The sequence below is a fragment of the Sphingorhabdus sp. genome (assembly GCF_046596595.1).
GTDB lineage: Bacteria > Pseudomonadota > Alphaproteobacteria > Sphingomonadales > Sphingomonadaceae > Sphingorhabdus_B.
On sequence record NZ_JBKJMB010000021.1, the window covers coordinates 18,941 to 35,765 of the forward strand.

Consider the following 16,825-nt stretch of genomic DNA (forward strand, 5'->3'; position numbering starts at 1 on the left):
TCCTCATTCGTCGCCCAAATTCTCTTTGGCCTGCTTTAGTCCATTTTCATGGGCGTTGGCCAGCGCTGCGTTCAATTGCGCGCCAGTCACCAAGCCAAGCCCAATCAGGTAAAAGAAAATGAGCGCCACCATCACACCGGCCAAGCTGCCATAAGCTAGGTCATAGTTGCTGACGCTGGAGAGAAAGACCGGCAGCAGCGCGGTCAGACCAAGCCACCAAATGCTTACGAACGCTGGCCCGGGCCATTTCGGGAAATCGGGAGAGCGATATTTTGATGGCGTCAATCCAGCGAATATGACGTAAATCGCAACAAATAATGCGATGAACGGAATAATACGTCCCCAAGCAAAATAGCTGGCGACGGTCTGTGCCGTCGGAATATATCGATAGACTAGCTCTTCAGCTGCCGTCACCATGACCTGCGCTGAAAAGGCGATCATCGCAAGGACGACCGAAGCGATAATCGCGCCCAACGAACCTACCCGATAATGCCAGAATGCGCGGCTTGGTGTCGCGCCGTACGAACGATATAAAACATCGCGGAACGTCTCGATCAGGCTCGCAGCAGTCCACAGGCTGACGCCAGCGCTCAGCCACAATAAGGGCCCCGAGCGCGCTGTCATTGCAGATTGTATGGGTTCCTGAAGGGCATTTGCGACACTGGGCGGAACCGTTCTGAAAAATGCTTCGATAAGTGCAAGGCCCGACTCTGTCTGTCCAAATGCCCCTGCAATTGCCGCCGCAACCACACAAAATGCGAATAACGACACCAATGACAGATAAGCGAAGTTGCCGGCGTGGATGAACCCGTCGCTATACACGCCGACACCCACCCGTTTTAGAACCTCGATAACCTGACCCGGCAGCCCGAGCCTTGCGAACCATTTGGCTTCGCTTTCGTTGGCGTGAGTCGCCGCCGGGAGATGCGCGCGCGCCTCCGGTGAAAGCGGTGAAATCTCAGACACTCAAATTCTCCCGGACAGAACTGTCCGAGAGAACGTCAATCAATCGCGCCAGTTCCAAAGAGTCTGTCGGCAAATGGATCATCAAAGTCACCAGTTGATCACCGCGCGCGCCTGCCTTGGTAGTGAAACCTCGCCCTTTTATACGCAGCACTGCGCCAGAGTTGGTACGCGGCGGAACCGTCAGCATCACGGCGCCATCGACCGTCGGCACCTTAACCTTGCCACCGGCCACAGCTTCTTTCAGAGAGATGGGAAGATCGATACGGATATTGTCACCGTCCCGCACCAGATGCGGATGCTTGCCGAGTTTCAACGTGACCATGGCATCACCATTGCCGCCGGGCCCAGACTGACCTCGACCGGGAATGCGGATCTGTTGCCCGGCGACTATGCCAGCGGGCAACTTGAACTCTACCGTTTTGCCGTCGCCCAGCATGATACGTTGCGGCGCAAGCGTCGCAGCATCGGTGAACGACACCAAATGCTCATAAGCAATGTTCGCGCCCTTGGGCGGCGGTGCCTGTTGTGGACGAGGTCCGGGCCCTCCCCCGGGGCGAGCGCCGCCGCCGCTACCAAACAAGCCATCAAAGATATCGCCAAGATCAATTCCGCCGCTGCCAAAGTCGAAATTGCCACCTGCTTGGGGGCCTTGGCCGTAACCGCCAGCGCCAGCGCCAAAAGGATTTCCGGCGAAACGCGGCTGACCATTTTCATCAATTTCGCCGCGATCAAATTGACCGCGCTTTTTTGAGTCCGACAACAGGTCATAAGCCTGCGTAATCTCGCTGAACCGCTCCGAAGCTTTCGGATTGTCCTTGTTCTTGTCGGGGTGGAGCTCTTTTGCCAACTTACGATAGGCGGCCTTGATTGCCTTGTCGTCTGCCCCTTTGGACACACCTAATGTGGAATAAGGATCAGCCATGTACGTCCCTGTTACTCTAAATATGCGTCTTACATTGGTATTACAGCGCCGCGAGTCAACTTGGAAGCATGGCTTTGTCTGGATTTTTACCAGTTATGAGACGTAGCAGAAGATATAACAGCAATCCAATCGGACCTGCCATAAGAGTGAAGAACAAGATCGGAATCTGCTGCCAGCGGGAAATAGCATGCGCATCGGCGTTGCGGGCGATCCAGATGCCAACGAAAAGATCGAAGGCAAGATAATGAATCCACCCGATCGTCGCGCCGCCGGGAGAATCAAACAGCGCCATGACACCAGATAATTGCGTGAAATCCGCAGGCGGACGCCCAACTGGGCCACCATCGGAAATCCACCCCGCCATCAACGGAATGATCAAACCGGCATAAAGGCAAGCTAGCAACGCTGAGCCACCAAAAAATATATAAGCGAGCACTGTCTCGCGCTTGGGCGCAAATGCCAAAATCGTCCAGCCAAGCAACGCCCACGAATTGGCTGCGCCGAATATCATTTCCCAGTTCATTTAATTTTCTTGCCCCTTTTATCCCGCCTTAGTCTAGCCTATCGGTCAGCCATGGAAAGACCTGATCCCTATAGCTTATTCGACGCGTGGTTTGCCGAAGCGCGGACGACTGAAATCAACGATTCTAACGCGATGGCGCTGGCCACGACAGGGGCTGACGGCCAACCCTCCGTGCGCATGGTGTTGTTAAAAGGCCATGGCCGCGACGTCGGCACCTCTGGCGGATTTATTTTCTACACCAATTTTGAAAGCCGCAAAGCGACGCAGCTGTCCGACAATGCGCAGGTCGCATTGCTTTTCCACTGGAAATCATTGCGGCGGCAGATCCGGATTGAAGGAAACGCCAATCCCGTCGACGACGCCACTGCCGATGCCTATTTTGCCACGCGCTCCCGCAATTCCCAACTGGGCGCGTGGGCATCTGACCAGTCACGTCCGCTCGCTGACCGGGCAACTTTCGAAGCCCGCTTTGCTGAAGCAGAGTCCCAGTTTGACGGGAAGGATGTCCCCCGTCCGCCACATTGGTCAGGTTGGATGGTGACCCCCGACCGGATCGAATTCTGGCAAGACCGCGAATTCCGGCTTCACGAACGTTGGTTATATCAACGTGACGGACATAGCTGGACTACTGGCATGCTTTACCCGTGATATCGCACCGATGAGCCTTGCACATAACCACCATCACCACGCGCATGGCGACCTGACCACGCGCGCGGCGATCGCAAGCGTCATTGTGGCGTTATTTCTGCTGGCGCTCAAAATTTTTGCCGCAGCGGAAACAGGATCAGTGGCTTTATTGGGGTCGCTCGCAGATACGGGCTTTGACGTACTCGCCTCGTTGCTGACTTTATTCAGTGTCCGTTACGCCGCCATGCCGGCCGATGATGACCACCGCTTCGGTCATGGTAAAGCAGAGGCACTATCCGCACTCCTTCAGGTCGTATTGATTACCGTATCCGCGATCCTGATCGCGTGGCGCGCATTCGTGCGCTTGGGTGAGCAAGAGCAGACGTCGCATCCCGAATATGGCATCGGTGTTTCGGTCATTGCCATAATCGCAACCTTGGGCTTGCTCGCCTATCAGCGCTATGTTGTTCGCAAAACTGGCTCCGTCGCGATCCAAGCGGACCATGTGCATTATCAAAGCGACCTGTTGCTTAACATCGCGGTGATCATTGCGATCGTACTCGACGCGGTACTGAACGTGCGCGGCGCGGACCCCTTATTCGGGATCGCGATTGCCGGATGGCTGCTATGGGGTGCCTATCGGGCATCGCGCTCAGCGCTCGACCAATTGCTTGACCGCGAGTGGCCAAAGGAAAAACGGCAACGCTTTATTGATGTAGCGCTGAGCCATCCCGAGTTGCGCGGCATTCATGACATGCGCACGCGTTCAAGCGGCGTGCACGACTTTTGCCAATTCCATGTGTGGGTCGACCCTAACATGACGGTAAAGGATGCGCACCGGATTATGGACGAGGTTGAGCAGGCATTGATGGACGAATTTCCCGGCGTCGAAGTGCTTATTCACCCGGACCCGGAAGGCCATACAGACGAGACGGGCTATATCCCGTCGGAAACGATTGCGCATCGCGAGGGCCCCAATGACTGACCTGCCTTATTTTCACGTCGATGCATTTGCAGATCGTCCCTTCACCGGCAATCAAGCAGCGGTTATGCCACTTGCCGAATGGCTCGATGATACGGTCCTTCAAGCGATTGCCGAGGAAAATAATTTCGCTGAAACGGCATTTTATGTACCAGACCAAAGCGGCGTCGCTGATTATGAATTGCGCTGGTTTACGCCGTCGGTTGAAATCCGTTTGTGCGGCCACGCGACGCTGGCGAGCGGACATATCATCCTGAGCGAGAACCCGGCGCTTGACCGAGTGACGTTTCGAACGCGCAAGGCTGGCATATTGGAAGTGCGGCGCGAAGGCGATGGGTACGCAGTGGCCCTACCCGCCATTCCAACAGAATTGGTCGATAATCCGGAAATGATGGCGGCGATGGGGGGAAATCCCCTTTCGATGCGCAGCAACCCCGACAGTTACAATATGTTCGTTTATGGCAGCGCCGCTGAAGTACTGGCGCTTAAGCCTGATATGAAAGCGCTCGCAAGCCTCGGCGACGATAGCTTTACGGCAACAGCGCCTGGCACTGACACCGACATCGTCAGCCGGGTCTTCGTGCCCGGTGCAGGGGTAGATGAAGACAGCGTGACCGGCAGCGCCCATGCTGTGCTCACCCCGTATTGGGTGTCCGTGCTGGGCCGCGACCATTTCACCGCTTATCAGGCATCGGCGCGCGGCGGTTTTTTGGGATGTCGGCTTGATGGTGATCGAGTTTGGTTGTCAGGCCATTGTTTTACGGTAGTAAAGGGTATGTTCAGCTTAAGCTGACCATCACCAACATTCCATTGTTTAAAGGACCATCCATGCTGAAATCAATTGCCATAATGTCGGCGCTTTTCCTTGCACCTGTTGTGATGGCGCAAGACGCGCCCCCGCCACCACCACCACCTCCGGCTGGCGGAATGCCCCAGCCCGAACAGATTTTCGCTTTTCTTGACGCTGACAAGGACGGCTTCATCGCAAAGGACGAAGCGCAAGGACCAATGGTCCAATATTTTGCAAATATCGATGCGGACAAGGACGAGAAGATTTCACTCGTTGAATTGAAAACAGCTATGGATGCAATGCGCCCACCGGAGCCCGCGCAGGCAGAAAGCGAATAAGCGCCGCTTTACTTGAAACATGTTTAAAAAGCGCGGGAGACCATCGGACCTCCCGCGCTTTTGTTTATTAGGCGACGGTTGCCTTGCGGATAACGCCTGGATTCGCTGGTGGTTCGCCTTTCGGCAAAGCATCGATATGCTCCATGCCACTGATAACTTGGCCCCATACGGTGTATTGACGGTTGAGAAAGCTTGCATCGTCAAAGCAGATAAAAAACTGGCTGTTCGCGGTATTTGGATCATTGGTCCGCGCCATTGAGCATGTCCCGCGCACATGCGGTTCAGCGTTAAATTCCTGCGCGAGGTTGGGCTTCGACGAACCGCCCATGCCAGTGCCATTGGGGCATCCGCCCTGTGCCATGAAGCCCGGAATAACGCGGTGAAATTTTACGCCGTCGTAAAAACCTTCGCCTGCAAGTTCGGTGATACGCGCGACATGGTTTGGTGCCAGATCAGGACGCAGCTTGATAACAACGTCGCCGCTGTCGAGCGAAAGGGTAAGTGTTTCATCGGCCATATTGATGTTCCTTTGGGCTTGGGAAATAGGTGATGGCTGCCCTAGGGGATGGATCGTACAGGTGCAAAGCCAAAATCATTGCATTTTGGCGCTGCCTGCGTAGGAGAGGCCAATCTTCACGCCGCAAATTCCAAATCGAAAACGGAAGGGCCGCAAATGACCAGCGACATTGCCGACCCGATCAGCCCCAACCCCGAAATCGTGGAAACGCTGGACGAGGACAATCGCCTCACACGCGATTACGTTGATCGGGTTTTGGATGCGGTTGAAGAACGCGATCTGGATGAGGTCCGCCGACTAGTCGAGCCACTCCATGAAGCCGATATCGCCGATCTTCTTGAGCTGACGCCATCCGAACGGCGCGGCGAACTCGCTATCAGCCTTGGCGACCTTATGAGCGCCGAAGTGCTGGCCGAGGTGAATGACTATGTCCGCGAAGATATCATCGACGCACTACCCGCGTCTCAGGTTGCAGGGCTTGCGGGGCAGCTGGATACCGATGACGCAGTTGCAATCATTGAGGACATGGAGGCTGAAGACCAGCGCGCCGTCCTTGCCGAGCTCGCCCCGGAAGACCGCGCCGTCATCGAAGACGCGCTATCCTATCCCAACGAATCCGCCGGACGAATCATGCAGCGCGAACTCGTCGCGGTGCCGGAGCATATGACAGTCGGTCAACTGATCGATTATCTGCGCGACCACCAGGATTTGACCACGGAATTTTGGGAAGTTTTCGTTGTCGACCCACAGCATAAGCCCGTTGGCACATGCAAGCTGAGCTGGATCATGCGCAGCGAGCGAAGTGTGCCTGTCAGCGAAATCATGATGCACGAGCAGACGCTGATCCCGGTCGATATGGATCAGGAAGAGGTTGCCTTACGTTTCCAGAAGTATGCGCTCATCTCGGCCGCAGTGGTCGATGGGTCGGGCCGGTTGGTTGGGGTCATCACCGCCGATGATATCGTTCATATCGTTCAGGAAGAAGCTGACGAAGATATCTTACGTCTGTCTGGCGCGGGTGAAGGCGACATTAACGAGCCGATTTCAGACAGTTACAAGGCACGCGTGCGATGGCTTATCGCTAATCTCGGCACTGCCATGGTTGCCAGTTTCATCATCGCGCAATTTGGCGCCGCCATTGAAACGATGGTTGCGTTGGCGGTCTTGATGCCGATCGTCGCTTCGATTGGCGGCAATGCCGGAACGCAAACACTGGCGGTGACGGTGCGCGCACTTGCTACCAATCAGCTCACCCAGTCGAACACCATGCGGTCAATCTGGCGCGAGATTCGTGTCGCTTTACTCATAGGTGCAACCATTGCGGTCATCGCAGGCATTGGCGCAGGCATAATTTTTGGCAACTGGCTGCTCGCAGGCGTCATCGCGGTAGCCATCTTGTGCAATATTTCGCTGGCTGGGCTATCCGGCGTGGCGATACCGGTTTTGCTCGACAGGCTTGATCAGGACCCCGCAGTGTCCAGCTCGATATTTGTGACGATGATCACTGACTCAATGGGCTTTCTCATATTTCTTGGGCTTGCGGTGTTTAGCGGTCTTGCCGGTTAACTGCTTAGTTCCCAAATACCAGCCATGCCACTGAACATGACCAAAATCGCCTTTGGCGCGGAGAGCCCAAAGCACTTGCGCGAGCGCCTCGCGGCCTATGCCCAAGACGGCGAAGTACGACTCACCACGCGCTATTTGCCCAAGCGGGTGGGCGAAATGGCAGGTGGTTCGTTATATTGGATCCATACCCATACGATCATCGGCCGAAGCCCGATCATTGGCTTTATGGAAAATGGTGCCGGCCGCCATTGGATCCGCATTGAACCGCGCCTCATCGCTGTCCGCTCGACACCAAAGCGCGCGCATCAAGGCTGGCGCTATCTCGAAGAAGCCAACGCGCCACCCGATCTCGACTCGGTCGAAACCGACGGCCGCGACGAAATGTCACCCAAAATGCTCAGCGAGCTCATGAAAATGGGATTGGTTTAGCCTGCTTTGCGCTTCGCAATTACCTTATTGATCACATCGGCAAATGTCTCGGCGCTTTGTGCGCCGGGCACCATATATTTCTGGTCGAAAATGATGGCGGGGACGCCAGTGATGTTCTGCTCGGTCCAATGCGCCATTTCTGCGCGCACGGCTTCGGTAAGAGCAGCGTCTTTTATCCATGCCAAAGCCGCCGCACGGTCCATGCCTTCCGCTTCGGCAATATCACATAGAACATCAATATCGCTCACGTCGAGGCGGTCGTGAAAATAGGCAGTAAAAAACGCCATTTTCAGCGCCGTCTGTGCGCGCCATCCGCGTTCGCTACCAAAAATGGTCAGCAATTTGTGCGCATTGAAGGTATTATAAATGCGCATACCTTCGGCATAATTAAAGGCGAAACCAACGCCCTCGCCAATGTCAGAGAGCCTTTGCCGGTTCGCGCGGCTTTGCTCCGGCGTGCTGCCATATTTGCGCATGATATGCTCTGCTGTATCTTCGCCTTCGGGGGGCATGTGCGGGTTCAGTTCAAACGGGTGCCAATGCGTTTCGGCAGCGATGTCTTGGCCGACTAGCGTGAGTGCCTGCTCGACCTGCTTCAGGCCAATGATGCACCATGGGCAGACAACGTCGGACACAATGTCGATGCGAAGCGGCAAGGTATCCGCCATTATTGCGCCACCCAGTATTTCAGCAGACTATGCGCAATGGCAAAGGGCGGCGGCGCGTTGAAGCGGCGGTCGGCATCCCCTGCCAACGCAGCGATTGCCTCCTCCTTTGTCACCCACATCGCATCTTCGATCTCGGTCGTATCGAGTGTCAGCTCATTACCAAGCGCGTCTGCGGTGCAGGCGATCATCAGTTGCGACCCGCCAAACGGCCATGGCTGGCTAGTGACATAGCGCACAGCCCCACAAGTGACGCCTGCCTCTTCATGAATTTCGCGGCGAACAGCCTCTTCAATACATTCACCGGGTTCCAAAAAGCCAGCAAGCGCCGAATAATTTCCGGGTGGGAAGCGCGATTGCCGCCCGACAAGCGCTTTGCCTTCAAATTCCGCCAACATGATTACGACCGGGTCAGTGCGCGGAAAATGCTCCTTTTGGCAGTTGCCGCATTTTCGGCCCCAACCTGCACGGAACAGCAAGGTAGGCTCGCCGCAGCGCCCACAGAAACGATGCCCGTTGTGCCATTCGATCAGGCTGCGTGCCGTGCCATAGATTGCAGCGTCTTCGGCGGGTAACATCGACAAGGCGCGCCAGATGGCGGGCGAGCGAAACGCATCGCCCGTTGCCTCGACCAACACTACAAAATGGGGCTTACCATCCGCGAGACCAAGGAGAATAAGCTCTTCTGAACCCTCAAGCTCGGCGACAGAGTGCCAATGCAGGCCCCCTTCGTCACTGACGCGCGGGTCAAGGCCATCGAGCCCCAGCACCCGGGCGCGCCAATCACCCAGCAGTAGACCATAGGCCTCTGCATCATTGCGGACGCGATCAGCGCGATCGAGCGGAGAGCCCGTAAAACCCGGTGCAATCATCGCGTCAGGCTGGCAGACCTAGGTCCTGCATGACCCATTTGGCGAAATTTTCATGGAACGGGTATACGTTGCTCGGCATATATTGCGCCATGCACACGGCACGCAATTTGCGTTTTGGATCAACAAAGGCGACCGTGCCTGCTGCACCGCCCCAGCCATAGATGCCGTCGTTAACGCCCTTGCCAACGCGCCCACCTGCGCCAAAGCCTGCACCGGACGCAAATGTACCATCCGTTGAAACGGCGGAAGGGAGCAAATCGGACATCGCCAGCTTCGCGGTCTCGGTTGTCATGACGCGAACGCCATCAAGCTCGCCATAATTGGCCAGCATATTGAGGAACCTATCATAATCGCGCGCTGAAGACACCATGCCCGCGCCTCCAAAAGCAAAGGCCGGCTTGTCGAGATAAATACTTGTCGGAGCCGGGTCGATTGGAAAGAGGACGCCATTCACCGGCGCGTAGTTTGAAACAAGGCGCTTGGCTTCCGATTTCGGAACCTGAAAATAGCTGCTGTCCATTCTTAGCGGTTCAAAAATGCGCGTTTTAAGAAATACCTCAAAATCCATCCCGCTGGCGACTTCGATTACGCGACCAAGCAGATCGAGCGAAATCGAATAGCTCCATTTCGTCCCCGGTTCGGCAATCAACGGCAGCTTAGCCAGCCGTTCAGAAAAAGTCTTCAGGTCTGGCGTGGGTGCGCTTGCCGGCTGGCCGGGAATGGGAAAACGGCTGACGACACCTGGCGTAATGCCATTATCAAGATAGGCCTGAAGCAATGGCCCTTTTGTGATGATCGAATAGCCAAGGCCTGCTGTATGGGTCAGGAGATGGCGGACAGTAATCTGCGTTTTCGCCGGAACGGCATCCATGCTTTTGTCCGGGTCTGTGAGAACCGTCATATTGGCAAATTCGGGCAGAAATTCCGAGATTGGCTGGTCGAGCTTCATCTTCCCTTCGTCAACTAGGAGCATCGCAGCCATTCCGGTGACCGGCTTTGTCATGGAATAGACCCGCCAGAGGCTGTCGATATCAACAGGCGTCGGTTCGCCCTGCCCCTGCGTGCCGACGGCAATTATATCAGGTAGACCCGCAGCCCTCCCGATGGTCGCAATAACGCCGGGCAGCTTGCCCGACGAGACATAGCTTTCAAACTGGGATCTGATCGTCGGATAGAGATCAGCCGCCCGTGCCCATGCTCGGGCAGGAGCGAATGCGCCAATCGCACCTGCTGCGGCCAATTGTCCGCCCCATGCCAAAAACCCCCGCCGTCCGATCATTGCCTGACCGCTTGCTGCCATGTTCATGCTCTCTCTCCTGCGCTTAATACCGCCTCTGCTGCTTTTCTGAATACGGTCGGCAGGCCAGCCTTGTCGAGTAGTTTTACAGGCCACCATTCGCCTTCGCCTGGTTCATCCGCGCCTGCTGGCCATGACGTAACGGCAATATCGATCAGAAGCGAAAAATGGGTGAATATGTGCGACACCGGCATCGGCAATTTGCGCCACACGACAGACATCGGCGGCGTATTATGACCATCAACACGCGCCGTCCATTGGTCGTCGGGCAACGCGCGCATACCCCCAAGCAGGCCCTTGTCACCGCGGCGCACGAGCCAGACGTGCGCGTCGCGCTCGATCCAGTACACGCTACCCTTGCGTTGAGGCTTTACGGCCTTGGGCATTTTCTGGGGATAAGCTTCGGGACTGCCGGTGCGCAGCGCGCTGCATGCAAATGACACCGGGCACAGCAGACACGAAGGCGCGCGCACCGAGCAAATCCCGGCACCCAGATCCATCATTGCCTGGGCAAAATCGCCTGCGCGCATCTGCGGTGTAATGCTATCTGTAGCTGCGCGGATAAGAGGCTTTGCCTGAGGTAGCGGCGTCGAAATGGCGAACAGGCGTGAAACCACCCGCTCTACATTGGCATCGACCACCACCGCCCGTTGCCCGAACGCAATCGCCGCAATGGCTGCGGCGGTGTAGGGACCAATGCCCGGAAGTTTAAGCAATGCGGACTCGGTTTTCGGCAACTGCCCGCCATGTTCTGCAACCACCACCCGCGCGCATTTTAGCAAATTGCGTGCACGCGCGTAGTAACCAAGACCCGCCCAAGCCGCCATCACGTCCGCATCATCCGCAGCAGCTAGTGATGCAAAGTCGGGCCAGATTTTCGTGAATTTGTTGAAGTAAGAACCCACGGCTGCGACCGTTGTCTGCTGAAGCATGATTTCCGATAGCCAGACATGATAAGGATCAGCTTGGCCCGAACCCGGCAATTTCCGCCATGGAAGTTGGCGCGCATGCTGGTCATAATGCGCAAGCAGTGCCCGAGCGATATCCCCAGAATTCTGGTCAGTTTGTTGGACGGCAGCCATGAAAAATGGCATGAATGAGGTGATGGACAAAGGCAAGGCACCAACGTCGCCAAAAAGCACCAAAAAGGCTGTGACGCCGAAAACTTTTCAGCGTCCACGCGGAGGCGAGGCAAGAGCAGTGTCCGCGCTCATGCCCGACATTGGCAGGGCCGCGTTCCGGAAATTTGGATTTGTCCAAAGCTCGGTGGTTAGCCGCTGGGATGAGATCGTCGGGGCCCGTTATGCCGCAGTTTCTGCGCCGGAGGCCATCCGCTTTCCGATGGGAAAAAAATCCGACGGCACCCTTGAATTGACGGTTGAAGGGGCGCACGCAACGATGATTCAGCACGTCCTTCCCGAAATAATGGACCGCGTGAACCGCTTTTTTGGTTATGGCGCGGTAGCGCGCGTGAAGGTCCGGCAAGGTCCTGTATCAAAACCGAAGTCGCGGCCGGCTGTGGCCGCACCGATGTTGAAGCCAGTGCCGATGGAACTGGGCGAATCCTTGCGCGAAATTGGCGATCCAGAACTTTTTGCCGTGCTCGAAAGCCTTGCAAAAAGCCTTGCCAAAGGAGGCGAGTGATACCAGATGCGCCATAGCGGTTTCACACGTTTAGGTCCGATAGCATGTCACGTTTAAAAAAATATTTTGGGGTTATGTTGTTCGGCGGGGCAGTGTTGACCACAGGTCTGATTGCCGCCCCTGCATCCAATAAATGGCTTTCAACGGTTTCAGTTACGCCTTCGGGCGCGCATGTTTTAGGCAACCCTACTGCGCCGAATAAAGTGGTTGAGTATCTCAGCTACACGTGCGGCCATTGTGCGGATTTTGAAGCAAAGGAAGCGCCTGCGTTCAAAACGCAGTTTGTCGCGACCGGAAAAGCCAGTCTCGAAATCCGTAATTTGGTGCTGAATCCTGTGGACCTGACGGCCGCTATGCTTGCGCGTTGCGGCGGCAAGACCAAGTTTTTTGGCAATCAGCAGCATTTGCTTGCGACGCAAGCTACCTGGGCGGGCAAGACCAAGAATATCAGCGCCGCCACACAGGCAAAGCTTAAGGCGCAAGATTATACCGGCTTCATGGTTGGCACCTTCGACGAAATCGGACTTGGCCCAATTATGCAGCAGCGCGGTATCTCGCCGGTGCAGGCAAAAGCCTGTTTGGCCGATAAGGCAGCATTTGATATCATCGTCGACATGACTGACGCGGGAGCGGCTTTAGGCGTTCGGGGCACGCCGTCATTCCTCGTTAACGGCGTCTTGCAAGATCACATCCACAATTTCGCCGAATTAAAGGCGGTTATGAAGTAACTATATATCCCATACTGAAGGATCTCACATGCGCATCAAGACATTCATTTTTACGACAGCGGCCGCGATGGCACTTACGGCCTGCGGAAGTGCAGATACGGCAGGCACGCCAAAGGGCGAACCGATTGCCAAGGTCGCGGCCCCTGCTGGCAAAGCATGGATCGACGTAGTTACCAAGACCGAGTTGGGTGGCTATCAGATGGGTAACCCCGACGCGAAATTGAAACTTGTGGAATATGGAGCGATCAGTTGCCCTGGCTGTGCGCAGTTTTCGGTACAATCGACCGAGGAGCTCAATAAGATTGTGAACGAAGGCACCGTTTCGATGGAATACCGCCCGTTCCTCGTTCACGGAATTCAGGACGTCCCCGGCTTTCTTTTGGCCCAATGCAGCGGGCCGGAGGCATTTTTCCCACTCACCGAACAACTGTACGCTGAACAGCAAAGCTGGTTGAGCAAAATCAGCACTGTGACTGAGGCTGACCAACAAGCCATGCAGAAAATGTCGCCCGAACAGATCGCAACATTGCTTGGCACCAAAATGGGCTTGATTGAATTTGTGAAATCACGGGGCATTAGTGAAGATCAGGCCAAGGCCTGTCTGTCTGACAAAGCCGCAATTGATGTCCTGATCAAGACGACTGAGCGGGGCACGAAGGATGATGGAGTGGCGGGGACACCATTTTTCCTCCTCAATGGCGCGAAGCTTGATGCCAGTTCATGGAATCAGGTCAAGGGCAAGCTGGTCGAGGCCGGCGCACGCTAAATATGGCTCGGGGGGGCCATAAAGAGACCAAGACTGCCAAGGAGTTTCGTCCTTGCGCATAAAGAAGCTGAAACTCGTCGGCTTCAAAAGCTTTGTTGAGCCTGCTGAACTCAGGATCGAGAGCGGGCTGACCGGTGTTGTCGGCCCAAATGGTTGCGGCAAGTCTAACTTGCTTGAGGCCATACGTTGGGTGATGGGCGAGAGCAGTGCCAAGTCTATGCGTGGCGCAGGCATGGAAGACGTGATCTTTGCCGGAACGGCGTCTCGCCCGCCACGCGATTTCGCTGAAGTAACTATTTTGGCGGAACGTAGCGACGACGAAGCAGCCAATGATGTCGGCGAAGAGCTTGAAGTCACCCGCCGGATCGAGCGCGGGGTTGGCTCTGCATATCGATCGAACGGTCGCGATGTACGCGCCAAGGACGTAGCGCTGATTTTTGCAGATGCTGCGACTGGGGCGCACTCCCCGGCTTTAGTTAGCCAAGGCCGGATCGGTACTATTATTTCCGCAAAGCCGCAGGAAAGGCGGCAAATGCTTGAGGAAGCGGCCGGTATTTCGGGCCTTCATGTCCGCCGCAAAGCCGCCGAGCAAAAGTTACGCGCGGCCGAAAGCAATCTGGCGCGGTTGGCGGCGACCCTGGCCGATATGGACACCCGGGCTGCGCAATTGCGCCGCCAGGCCAAGCAGGCTGAACGGTATCGCGCGTTGACGAAAGACATTCTTCAGGCCGAAGCACGGCTCATCTTCGTACGCTGGCGGGAGGCCAAAGCAGCCGCCGATGCCGCGCGCGCCGACGCCAATGCGGCAACCGCGGCGGTCGAAGAGGCAGCCAGTGCCCAACGGACACTGGCGGACCAACAGCAAGCCGCGGTCCGACAACTGGCCGACGCGCGCGCATTGGCCATGACGGCACGCGACGCCGCAAACGATCTTGCGAACAGACTGGTTCAACGGACGGGCGAGCAGGAGCGAATACTCCAGCGCCAGTCGGATCTGGCCGCACAGGCCGCGCGCATGGCCGATGACGGCGCACGCGAAGGCAAATTAACGCATGACGCCGCCGATGCGCTTGCGCGGTTGCAGGCGGAAAGCGCGTCGCTTGCCGAACAGATTAAGGCACAAGAGGACGAGCGCCCTGCGTTGTTGCGCACCGCCGATAATGCCGAACGGCAGGCGCGAGGGAGTGAAATTGCTTTGGCCAATGCCTCTGCCGACCAAGCGCGCGCCGATGCTGAGTTGCGCGTTGCGAATGCCGCGCTTGCTACGGCCAACACCCGCCTTGCCCGTGCAGAGCAGGCAACTGCGCGCATCGACAGCGAGCGCGAAGCTCTCGGCGATGAAGCAGAATATGCGTCGGCCAAAAGGGAGGCCGATGCTCGCGTCCAAAGTTTGCAAACCGAGCTGGAAGGTCACACCTCCAGCCAAGCAAAGGCCGAAGCCCGCCGCGATACGCTGATTTCTGCCCGCGATGCTGCTGCAATCGCGACGGCCAGCGCGAAGGCTGAACTGGCAGCGCTCCTCACTGAACAAAGCGCGCTGCAACGTTCTTTGACCAAAAGCCAGGGCAATAAGGCCATCGACCGAATCACCGTAAAGCCGGGCTATGAACGCGCACTGGCCGCCGCGCTTGGCGATGATGTCGAAGCCAGCATTGGCGGTGAAAATGGACGCCGCTGGTTAGGCATTTCTTTCGCGCAAGCCAGCATTCCGGCGGACGCACTCATACATTTTGTCGACGCGCCCAACGAACTGACCGCGCGCCTGTCGATGGTTCGGGTGGTGGAAACGGATGATGGAGCCCCGCTTACCCCGGGCGAACGCCGCGTTACCCGCGCCGGCCAATTGCGACGCTGGGACGGTTTTGCCACTGACGGCGACGGCGCTAACACTGCAGAGCTGCTGGTTCGTGCCAACCGCCTGAAGGAGCTGGATGCAACCATTTCGCCTGCCGAGGCCGCGATGGAGGAACAGACGCACACGCTTGCGCAGTTGTCGGACACTATCACTCATGCGCGACACGCCGTTCAAGCGGCCTTGGCGGCGCGTGCCACCACCGAGGGGCAATTGCGACAAGCGTTGCGCGCGACCGATCAAGCCGAAGACGCGCTGGCCCGGCTGAAATCGGCTAAGGCAGCGTTAACTGACCGGATTGCCGTGGCTCAGCAGGATCTGGCAGAAGCCAAAGCCGAGTGCCACACAGCCGAAACTGCACGCGATGCGCTGCCCGACGGATCGCATCACGCGGACTTGGTTCAAAAACTCGCCGTCGCGCATGAAGCGACCCGAATGCTGCTGTCCCGTACGCAAGCTGACCTGTCGGCGCTTGAACAGCGCATATCGCAAAGCCGCGAACGGAGGGCGGTGGCAATGGCCGAAATCCGCAGTTGGCAGGAACGCGCCGGCGAGGCCGAGCGCCGGATCGCAGACATGAACAAACGCAGCGCCGACATCGCTACTGAGCAAGAGGCCATGGCGGGACGGCCGGAAATCCTGGCCCGCGACATTGCTACCTTGCGGGCAGACAAGGAGCAGTTGGCCGGGAAACTAGCTGGCCTGCAAACGGCGGAAACGACTCATGAAACAACGTTACGCGCGTTGGAGGCCGAACTGGCAGCAGCAGCAGAACGCCTCTCGGTTGCACGCGAAGCACGTGCAGGCGCGGAAGCGCGCGCCGAAAATCAGGAGCAGCGCCGCGTCGAAATGGGCCGGATTTCAGGAGAGCGGTTTGAATGCCCACCGCCCGTTCTGCCGGAAAAACTAAATTTCGACGAAGAAGCGGTGGACGATGCAAGCATGGAGTCGAACCGGCTCGACCGTCTCCAAAATGAACGCGAACGCATTGGCCCGGTTAACCTGATCGCCGCCGATGAGCTTGCCGAATTGGAGGCGCAGCAAAGCGCCAGCGCTGCGGAAAGCGAAGAGCTTAGTTTGGCCATCAACCGCTTGCGTGGCTCCATCGGCAGTCTGAACCGAGAGGGTCGCGCGCGGTTACTGACGGCATTTGAAGCGGTCGACAGTCACTTCCGCCGCCTGTTCTCGACCTTGTTCAATGGCGGACAAGCGCATCTTGCGCTCATCGACAGCGATGATCCGCTTGAGGCCGGACTGGAAATCTTCGCGCAACCGCCGGGCAAGAAACTGCAATCGCTGACCTTGCTGTCAGGCGGGGAGCAAGCTTTGACTGCAGTGGCG

Annotated in this window: 18 protein-coding genes; 10 read left to right on the forward strand and 8 right to left on the reverse strand. The window is 57.0% G+C overall.

The annotated features are described in order from the left end of the window. Positions 1–3: 3 nt before the first annotated feature. From ACLL9E_RS01820 to ACLL9E_RS01830, 3 genes are read right to left on the reverse strand one after another with little or no spacing between them, the layout of a single operon-like run. Complete coding sequence (locus ACLL9E_RS01820) at positions 4–966, reverse strand: YihY/virulence factor BrkB family protein (protein WP_411290036.1); 963 nt, start codon at positions 964–966, stop codon at positions 4–6. After that, positions 959–1,888, reverse strand: a complete 930-nt coding sequence (locus ACLL9E_RS01825; RefSeq protein ID WP_411290037.1) for a DnaJ C-terminal domain-containing protein — start codon at positions 1,886–1,888, stop codon at positions 959–961. Before ACLL9E_RS01825 ends, ACLL9E_RS01820 begins: the two co-directional genes overlap by 8 nt. A gap of 55 nt (positions 1,889–1,943) precedes the next feature. Beyond that, a complete protein-coding gene (locus tag ACLL9E_RS01830) occupies positions 1,944–2,411 on the reverse strand; it encodes an ABA4-like family protein (protein WP_411290038.1) in 468 nt (155 codons plus the stop codon). Positions 2,412–2,462: 51 nt separating this feature from the next. Here ACLL9E_RS01830 and pdxH point away from each other — a divergent pair, with 51 nt between their 5' ends. Genes pdxH through ACLL9E_RS01850 form a run of 4 tightly spaced genes read left to right on the forward strand, consistent with a single transcriptional unit; the run spans position 2,463 to position 5,148 of the window. Beyond that, positions 2,463–3,059, forward strand: coding sequence for a pyridoxamine 5'-phosphate oxidase (gene pdxH, locus ACLL9E_RS01835; RefSeq protein WP_411290039.1), 597 nt, complete (start codon positions 2,463–2,465; stop codon positions 3,057–3,059). A gap of 10 nt (positions 3,060–3,069) precedes the next feature. Continuing rightward, a complete protein-coding gene (locus ACLL9E_RS01840; RefSeq protein ID WP_411290054.1) occupies positions 3,070–4,023 on the forward strand; it encodes a cation diffusion facilitator family transporter in 954 nt (317 codons plus the stop codon). Next, positions 4,016–4,813, forward strand: coding sequence for a PhzF family phenazine biosynthesis protein (locus tag ACLL9E_RS01845; protein WP_411290040.1), 798 nt, complete (start codon positions 4,016–4,018; stop codon positions 4,811–4,813). The genes ACLL9E_RS01840 and ACLL9E_RS01845 overlap by 8 nt, the downstream gene beginning before the upstream one ends. 35 nt (positions 4,814–4,848) lie before the next feature. Further along, a complete protein-coding gene (locus ACLL9E_RS01850; protein WP_411290041.1) occupies positions 4,849–5,148 on the forward strand; it encodes a hypothetical protein in 300 nt (99 codons plus the stop codon). 67 nt (positions 5,149–5,215) lie between these two features. Here ACLL9E_RS01850 and ACLL9E_RS01855 read toward each other — a convergent pair whose 3' ends face one another. After that, on the reverse strand, positions 5,216–5,665 hold the full coding sequence (locus tag ACLL9E_RS01855) for a peptidylprolyl isomerase (RefSeq protein ID WP_411290042.1): 450 nt from the start codon (positions 5,663–5,665) through the stop codon (positions 5,216–5,218). A gap of 156 nt (positions 5,666–5,821) precedes the next feature. On the opposite strand from ACLL9E_RS01855, the gene mgtE reads away from it, so the two are divergent. Both mgtE and ACLL9E_RS01865 read left to right on the forward strand, forming a co-directional pair. Further along, positions 5,822–7,231 carry a magnesium transporter gene (gene mgtE / locus ACLL9E_RS01860; RefSeq protein ID WP_411290043.1) on the forward strand — a complete coding sequence of 470 codons (1,410 nt, stop codon included), beginning with the start codon at positions 5,822–5,824 and terminating at the stop codon, positions 7,229–7,231. 24 nt (positions 7,232–7,255) lie between these two features. Then, positions 7,256–7,660, forward strand: a complete 405-nt coding sequence (locus tag ACLL9E_RS01865; protein ID WP_411290044.1) for a DUF1489 family protein — start codon at positions 7,256–7,258, stop codon at positions 7,658–7,660. On the opposite strand, the gene ACLL9E_RS01870 is transcribed toward ACLL9E_RS01865, so the two are convergent. From ACLL9E_RS01870 to ACLL9E_RS01885, 4 genes are read right to left on the reverse strand one after another with little or no spacing between them, the layout of a single operon-like run. Further along, a complete protein-coding gene (locus ACLL9E_RS01870; RefSeq protein WP_411290045.1) occupies positions 7,657–8,328 on the reverse strand; it encodes a DsbA family oxidoreductase in 672 nt (223 codons plus the stop codon). The genes ACLL9E_RS01865 and ACLL9E_RS01870 overlap by 4 nt on opposite strands. After that, a complete protein-coding gene (gene nudC / locus ACLL9E_RS01875) occupies positions 8,328–9,197 on the reverse strand; it encodes an NAD(+) diphosphatase (RefSeq protein WP_411290046.1) in 870 nt (289 codons plus the stop codon). The genes ACLL9E_RS01870 and nudC overlap by 1 nt, the downstream gene beginning before the upstream one ends. A gap of 4 nt (positions 9,198–9,201) precedes the next feature. After that, entirely contained in the window at positions 9,202–10,503 is a 1,302-nt protein-coding gene (locus ACLL9E_RS01880) for a serine hydrolase domain-containing protein (RefSeq protein ID WP_411290047.1), read from the reverse strand. After that, positions 10,500–11,576: an A/G-specific adenine glycosylase gene (locus tag ACLL9E_RS01885; RefSeq protein WP_411290048.1), complete on the reverse strand. Its 1,077-nt coding sequence runs from the start codon at positions 11,574–11,576 to the stop codon at positions 10,500–10,502. Before ACLL9E_RS01885 ends, ACLL9E_RS01880 begins: the two co-directional genes overlap by 4 nt. On the opposite strand from ACLL9E_RS01885, the gene ACLL9E_RS01890 reads away from it, so the two are divergent. From ACLL9E_RS01890 to smc, 4 genes are all read left to right on the forward strand, one after another. Continuing rightward, positions 11,575–12,138 (forward strand): DUF721 domain-containing protein, encoded by a 564-nt coding sequence (locus ACLL9E_RS01890; RefSeq protein ID WP_411290049.1) that lies wholly within the window; start codon positions 11,575–11,577, stop codon positions 12,136–12,138. The genes ACLL9E_RS01885 and ACLL9E_RS01890 overlap by 2 nt on opposite strands. 44 nt (positions 12,139–12,182) lie before the next feature. Next, positions 12,183–12,866: a thioredoxin domain-containing protein gene (locus ACLL9E_RS01895; protein WP_411290050.1), complete on the forward strand. Its 684-nt coding sequence runs from the start codon at positions 12,183–12,185 to the stop codon at positions 12,864–12,866. Between the two features lie 28 nt (positions 12,867–12,894). Continuing rightward, entirely contained in the window at positions 12,895–13,632 is a 738-nt protein-coding gene (locus ACLL9E_RS01900; protein ID WP_411290051.1) for a thioredoxin domain-containing protein, read from the forward strand. A gap of 52 nt (positions 13,633–13,684) precedes the next feature. After that, positions 13,685–16,825: chromosome segregation protein SMC (gene smc, locus ACLL9E_RS01905; RefSeq protein ID WP_411290052.1), on the forward strand; the 3,141-nt coding region annotated here is incomplete at its 3' end.

Excerpts from the sequence above, each read along its gene's own strand:
- ACLL9E_RS01825 (WP_411290037.1), bottom strand. The coding sequence starts at position 1,888 with ATGGCTGATCCTTATTCCACATTAGGTGTGTCCAAAGGGGCAGACGAC.
- ACLL9E_RS01830 (WP_411290038.1), bottom strand. The coding sequence starts at position 2,411 with ATGAACTGGGAAATGATATTCGGCGCAGCCAATTCGTGGGCGTTGCTT.
- pdxH (WP_411290039.1), top strand. The coding sequence starts at position 2,463 with ATGGAAAGACCTGATCCCTATAGCTTATTCGACGCGTGGTTTGCCGAA.
- ACLL9E_RS01840 (WP_411290054.1), top strand. The coding sequence starts at position 3,070 with ATGAGCCTTGCACATAACCACCATCACCACGCGCATGGCGACCTGACC.
- ACLL9E_RS01845 (WP_411290040.1), top strand. The coding sequence starts at position 4,016 with ATGACTGACCTGCCTTATTTTCACGTCGATGCATTTGCAGATCGTCCC.
- ACLL9E_RS01850 (WP_411290041.1), top strand. The coding sequence starts at position 4,849 with ATGCTGAAATCAATTGCCATAATGTCGGCGCTTTTCCTTGCACCTGTT.
- ACLL9E_RS01855 (WP_411290042.1), bottom strand. The coding sequence starts at position 5,665 with ATGGCCGATGAAACACTTACCCTTTCGCTCGACAGCGGCGACGTTGTT.
- mgtE (WP_411290043.1), top strand. The coding sequence starts at position 5,822 with ATGACCAGCGACATTGCCGACCCGATCAGCCCCAACCCCGAAATCGTG.
- ACLL9E_RS01865 (WP_411290044.1), top strand. The coding sequence starts at position 7,256 with ATGCCACTGAACATGACCAAAATCGCCTTTGGCGCGGAGAGCCCAAAG.
- ACLL9E_RS01870 (WP_411290045.1), bottom strand. The coding sequence starts at position 8,328 with ATGGCGGATACCTTGCCGCTTCGCATCGACATTGTGTCCGACGTTGTC.
- nudC (WP_411290046.1), bottom strand. The coding sequence starts at position 9,197 with ATGATTGCACCGGGTTTTACGGGCTCTCCGCTCGATCGCGCTGATCGC.
- ACLL9E_RS01880 (WP_411290047.1), bottom strand. The coding sequence starts at position 10,503 with ATGAACATGGCAGCAAGCGGTCAGGCAATGATCGGACGGCGGGGGTTT.
- ACLL9E_RS01890 (WP_411290049.1), top strand. The coding sequence starts at position 11,575 with ATGAAAAATGGCATGAATGAGGTGATGGACAAAGGCAAGGCACCAACG.
- ACLL9E_RS01885 (WP_411290048.1), bottom strand. The coding sequence starts at position 11,576 with ATGGCTGCCGTCCAACAAACTGACCAGAATTCTGGGGATATCGCTCGG.
- ACLL9E_RS01895 (WP_411290050.1), top strand. The coding sequence starts at position 12,183 with ATGTCACGTTTAAAAAAATATTTTGGGGTTATGTTGTTCGGCGGGGCA.
- ACLL9E_RS01900 (WP_411290051.1), top strand. The coding sequence starts at position 12,895 with ATGCGCATCAAGACATTCATTTTTACGACAGCGGCCGCGATGGCACTT.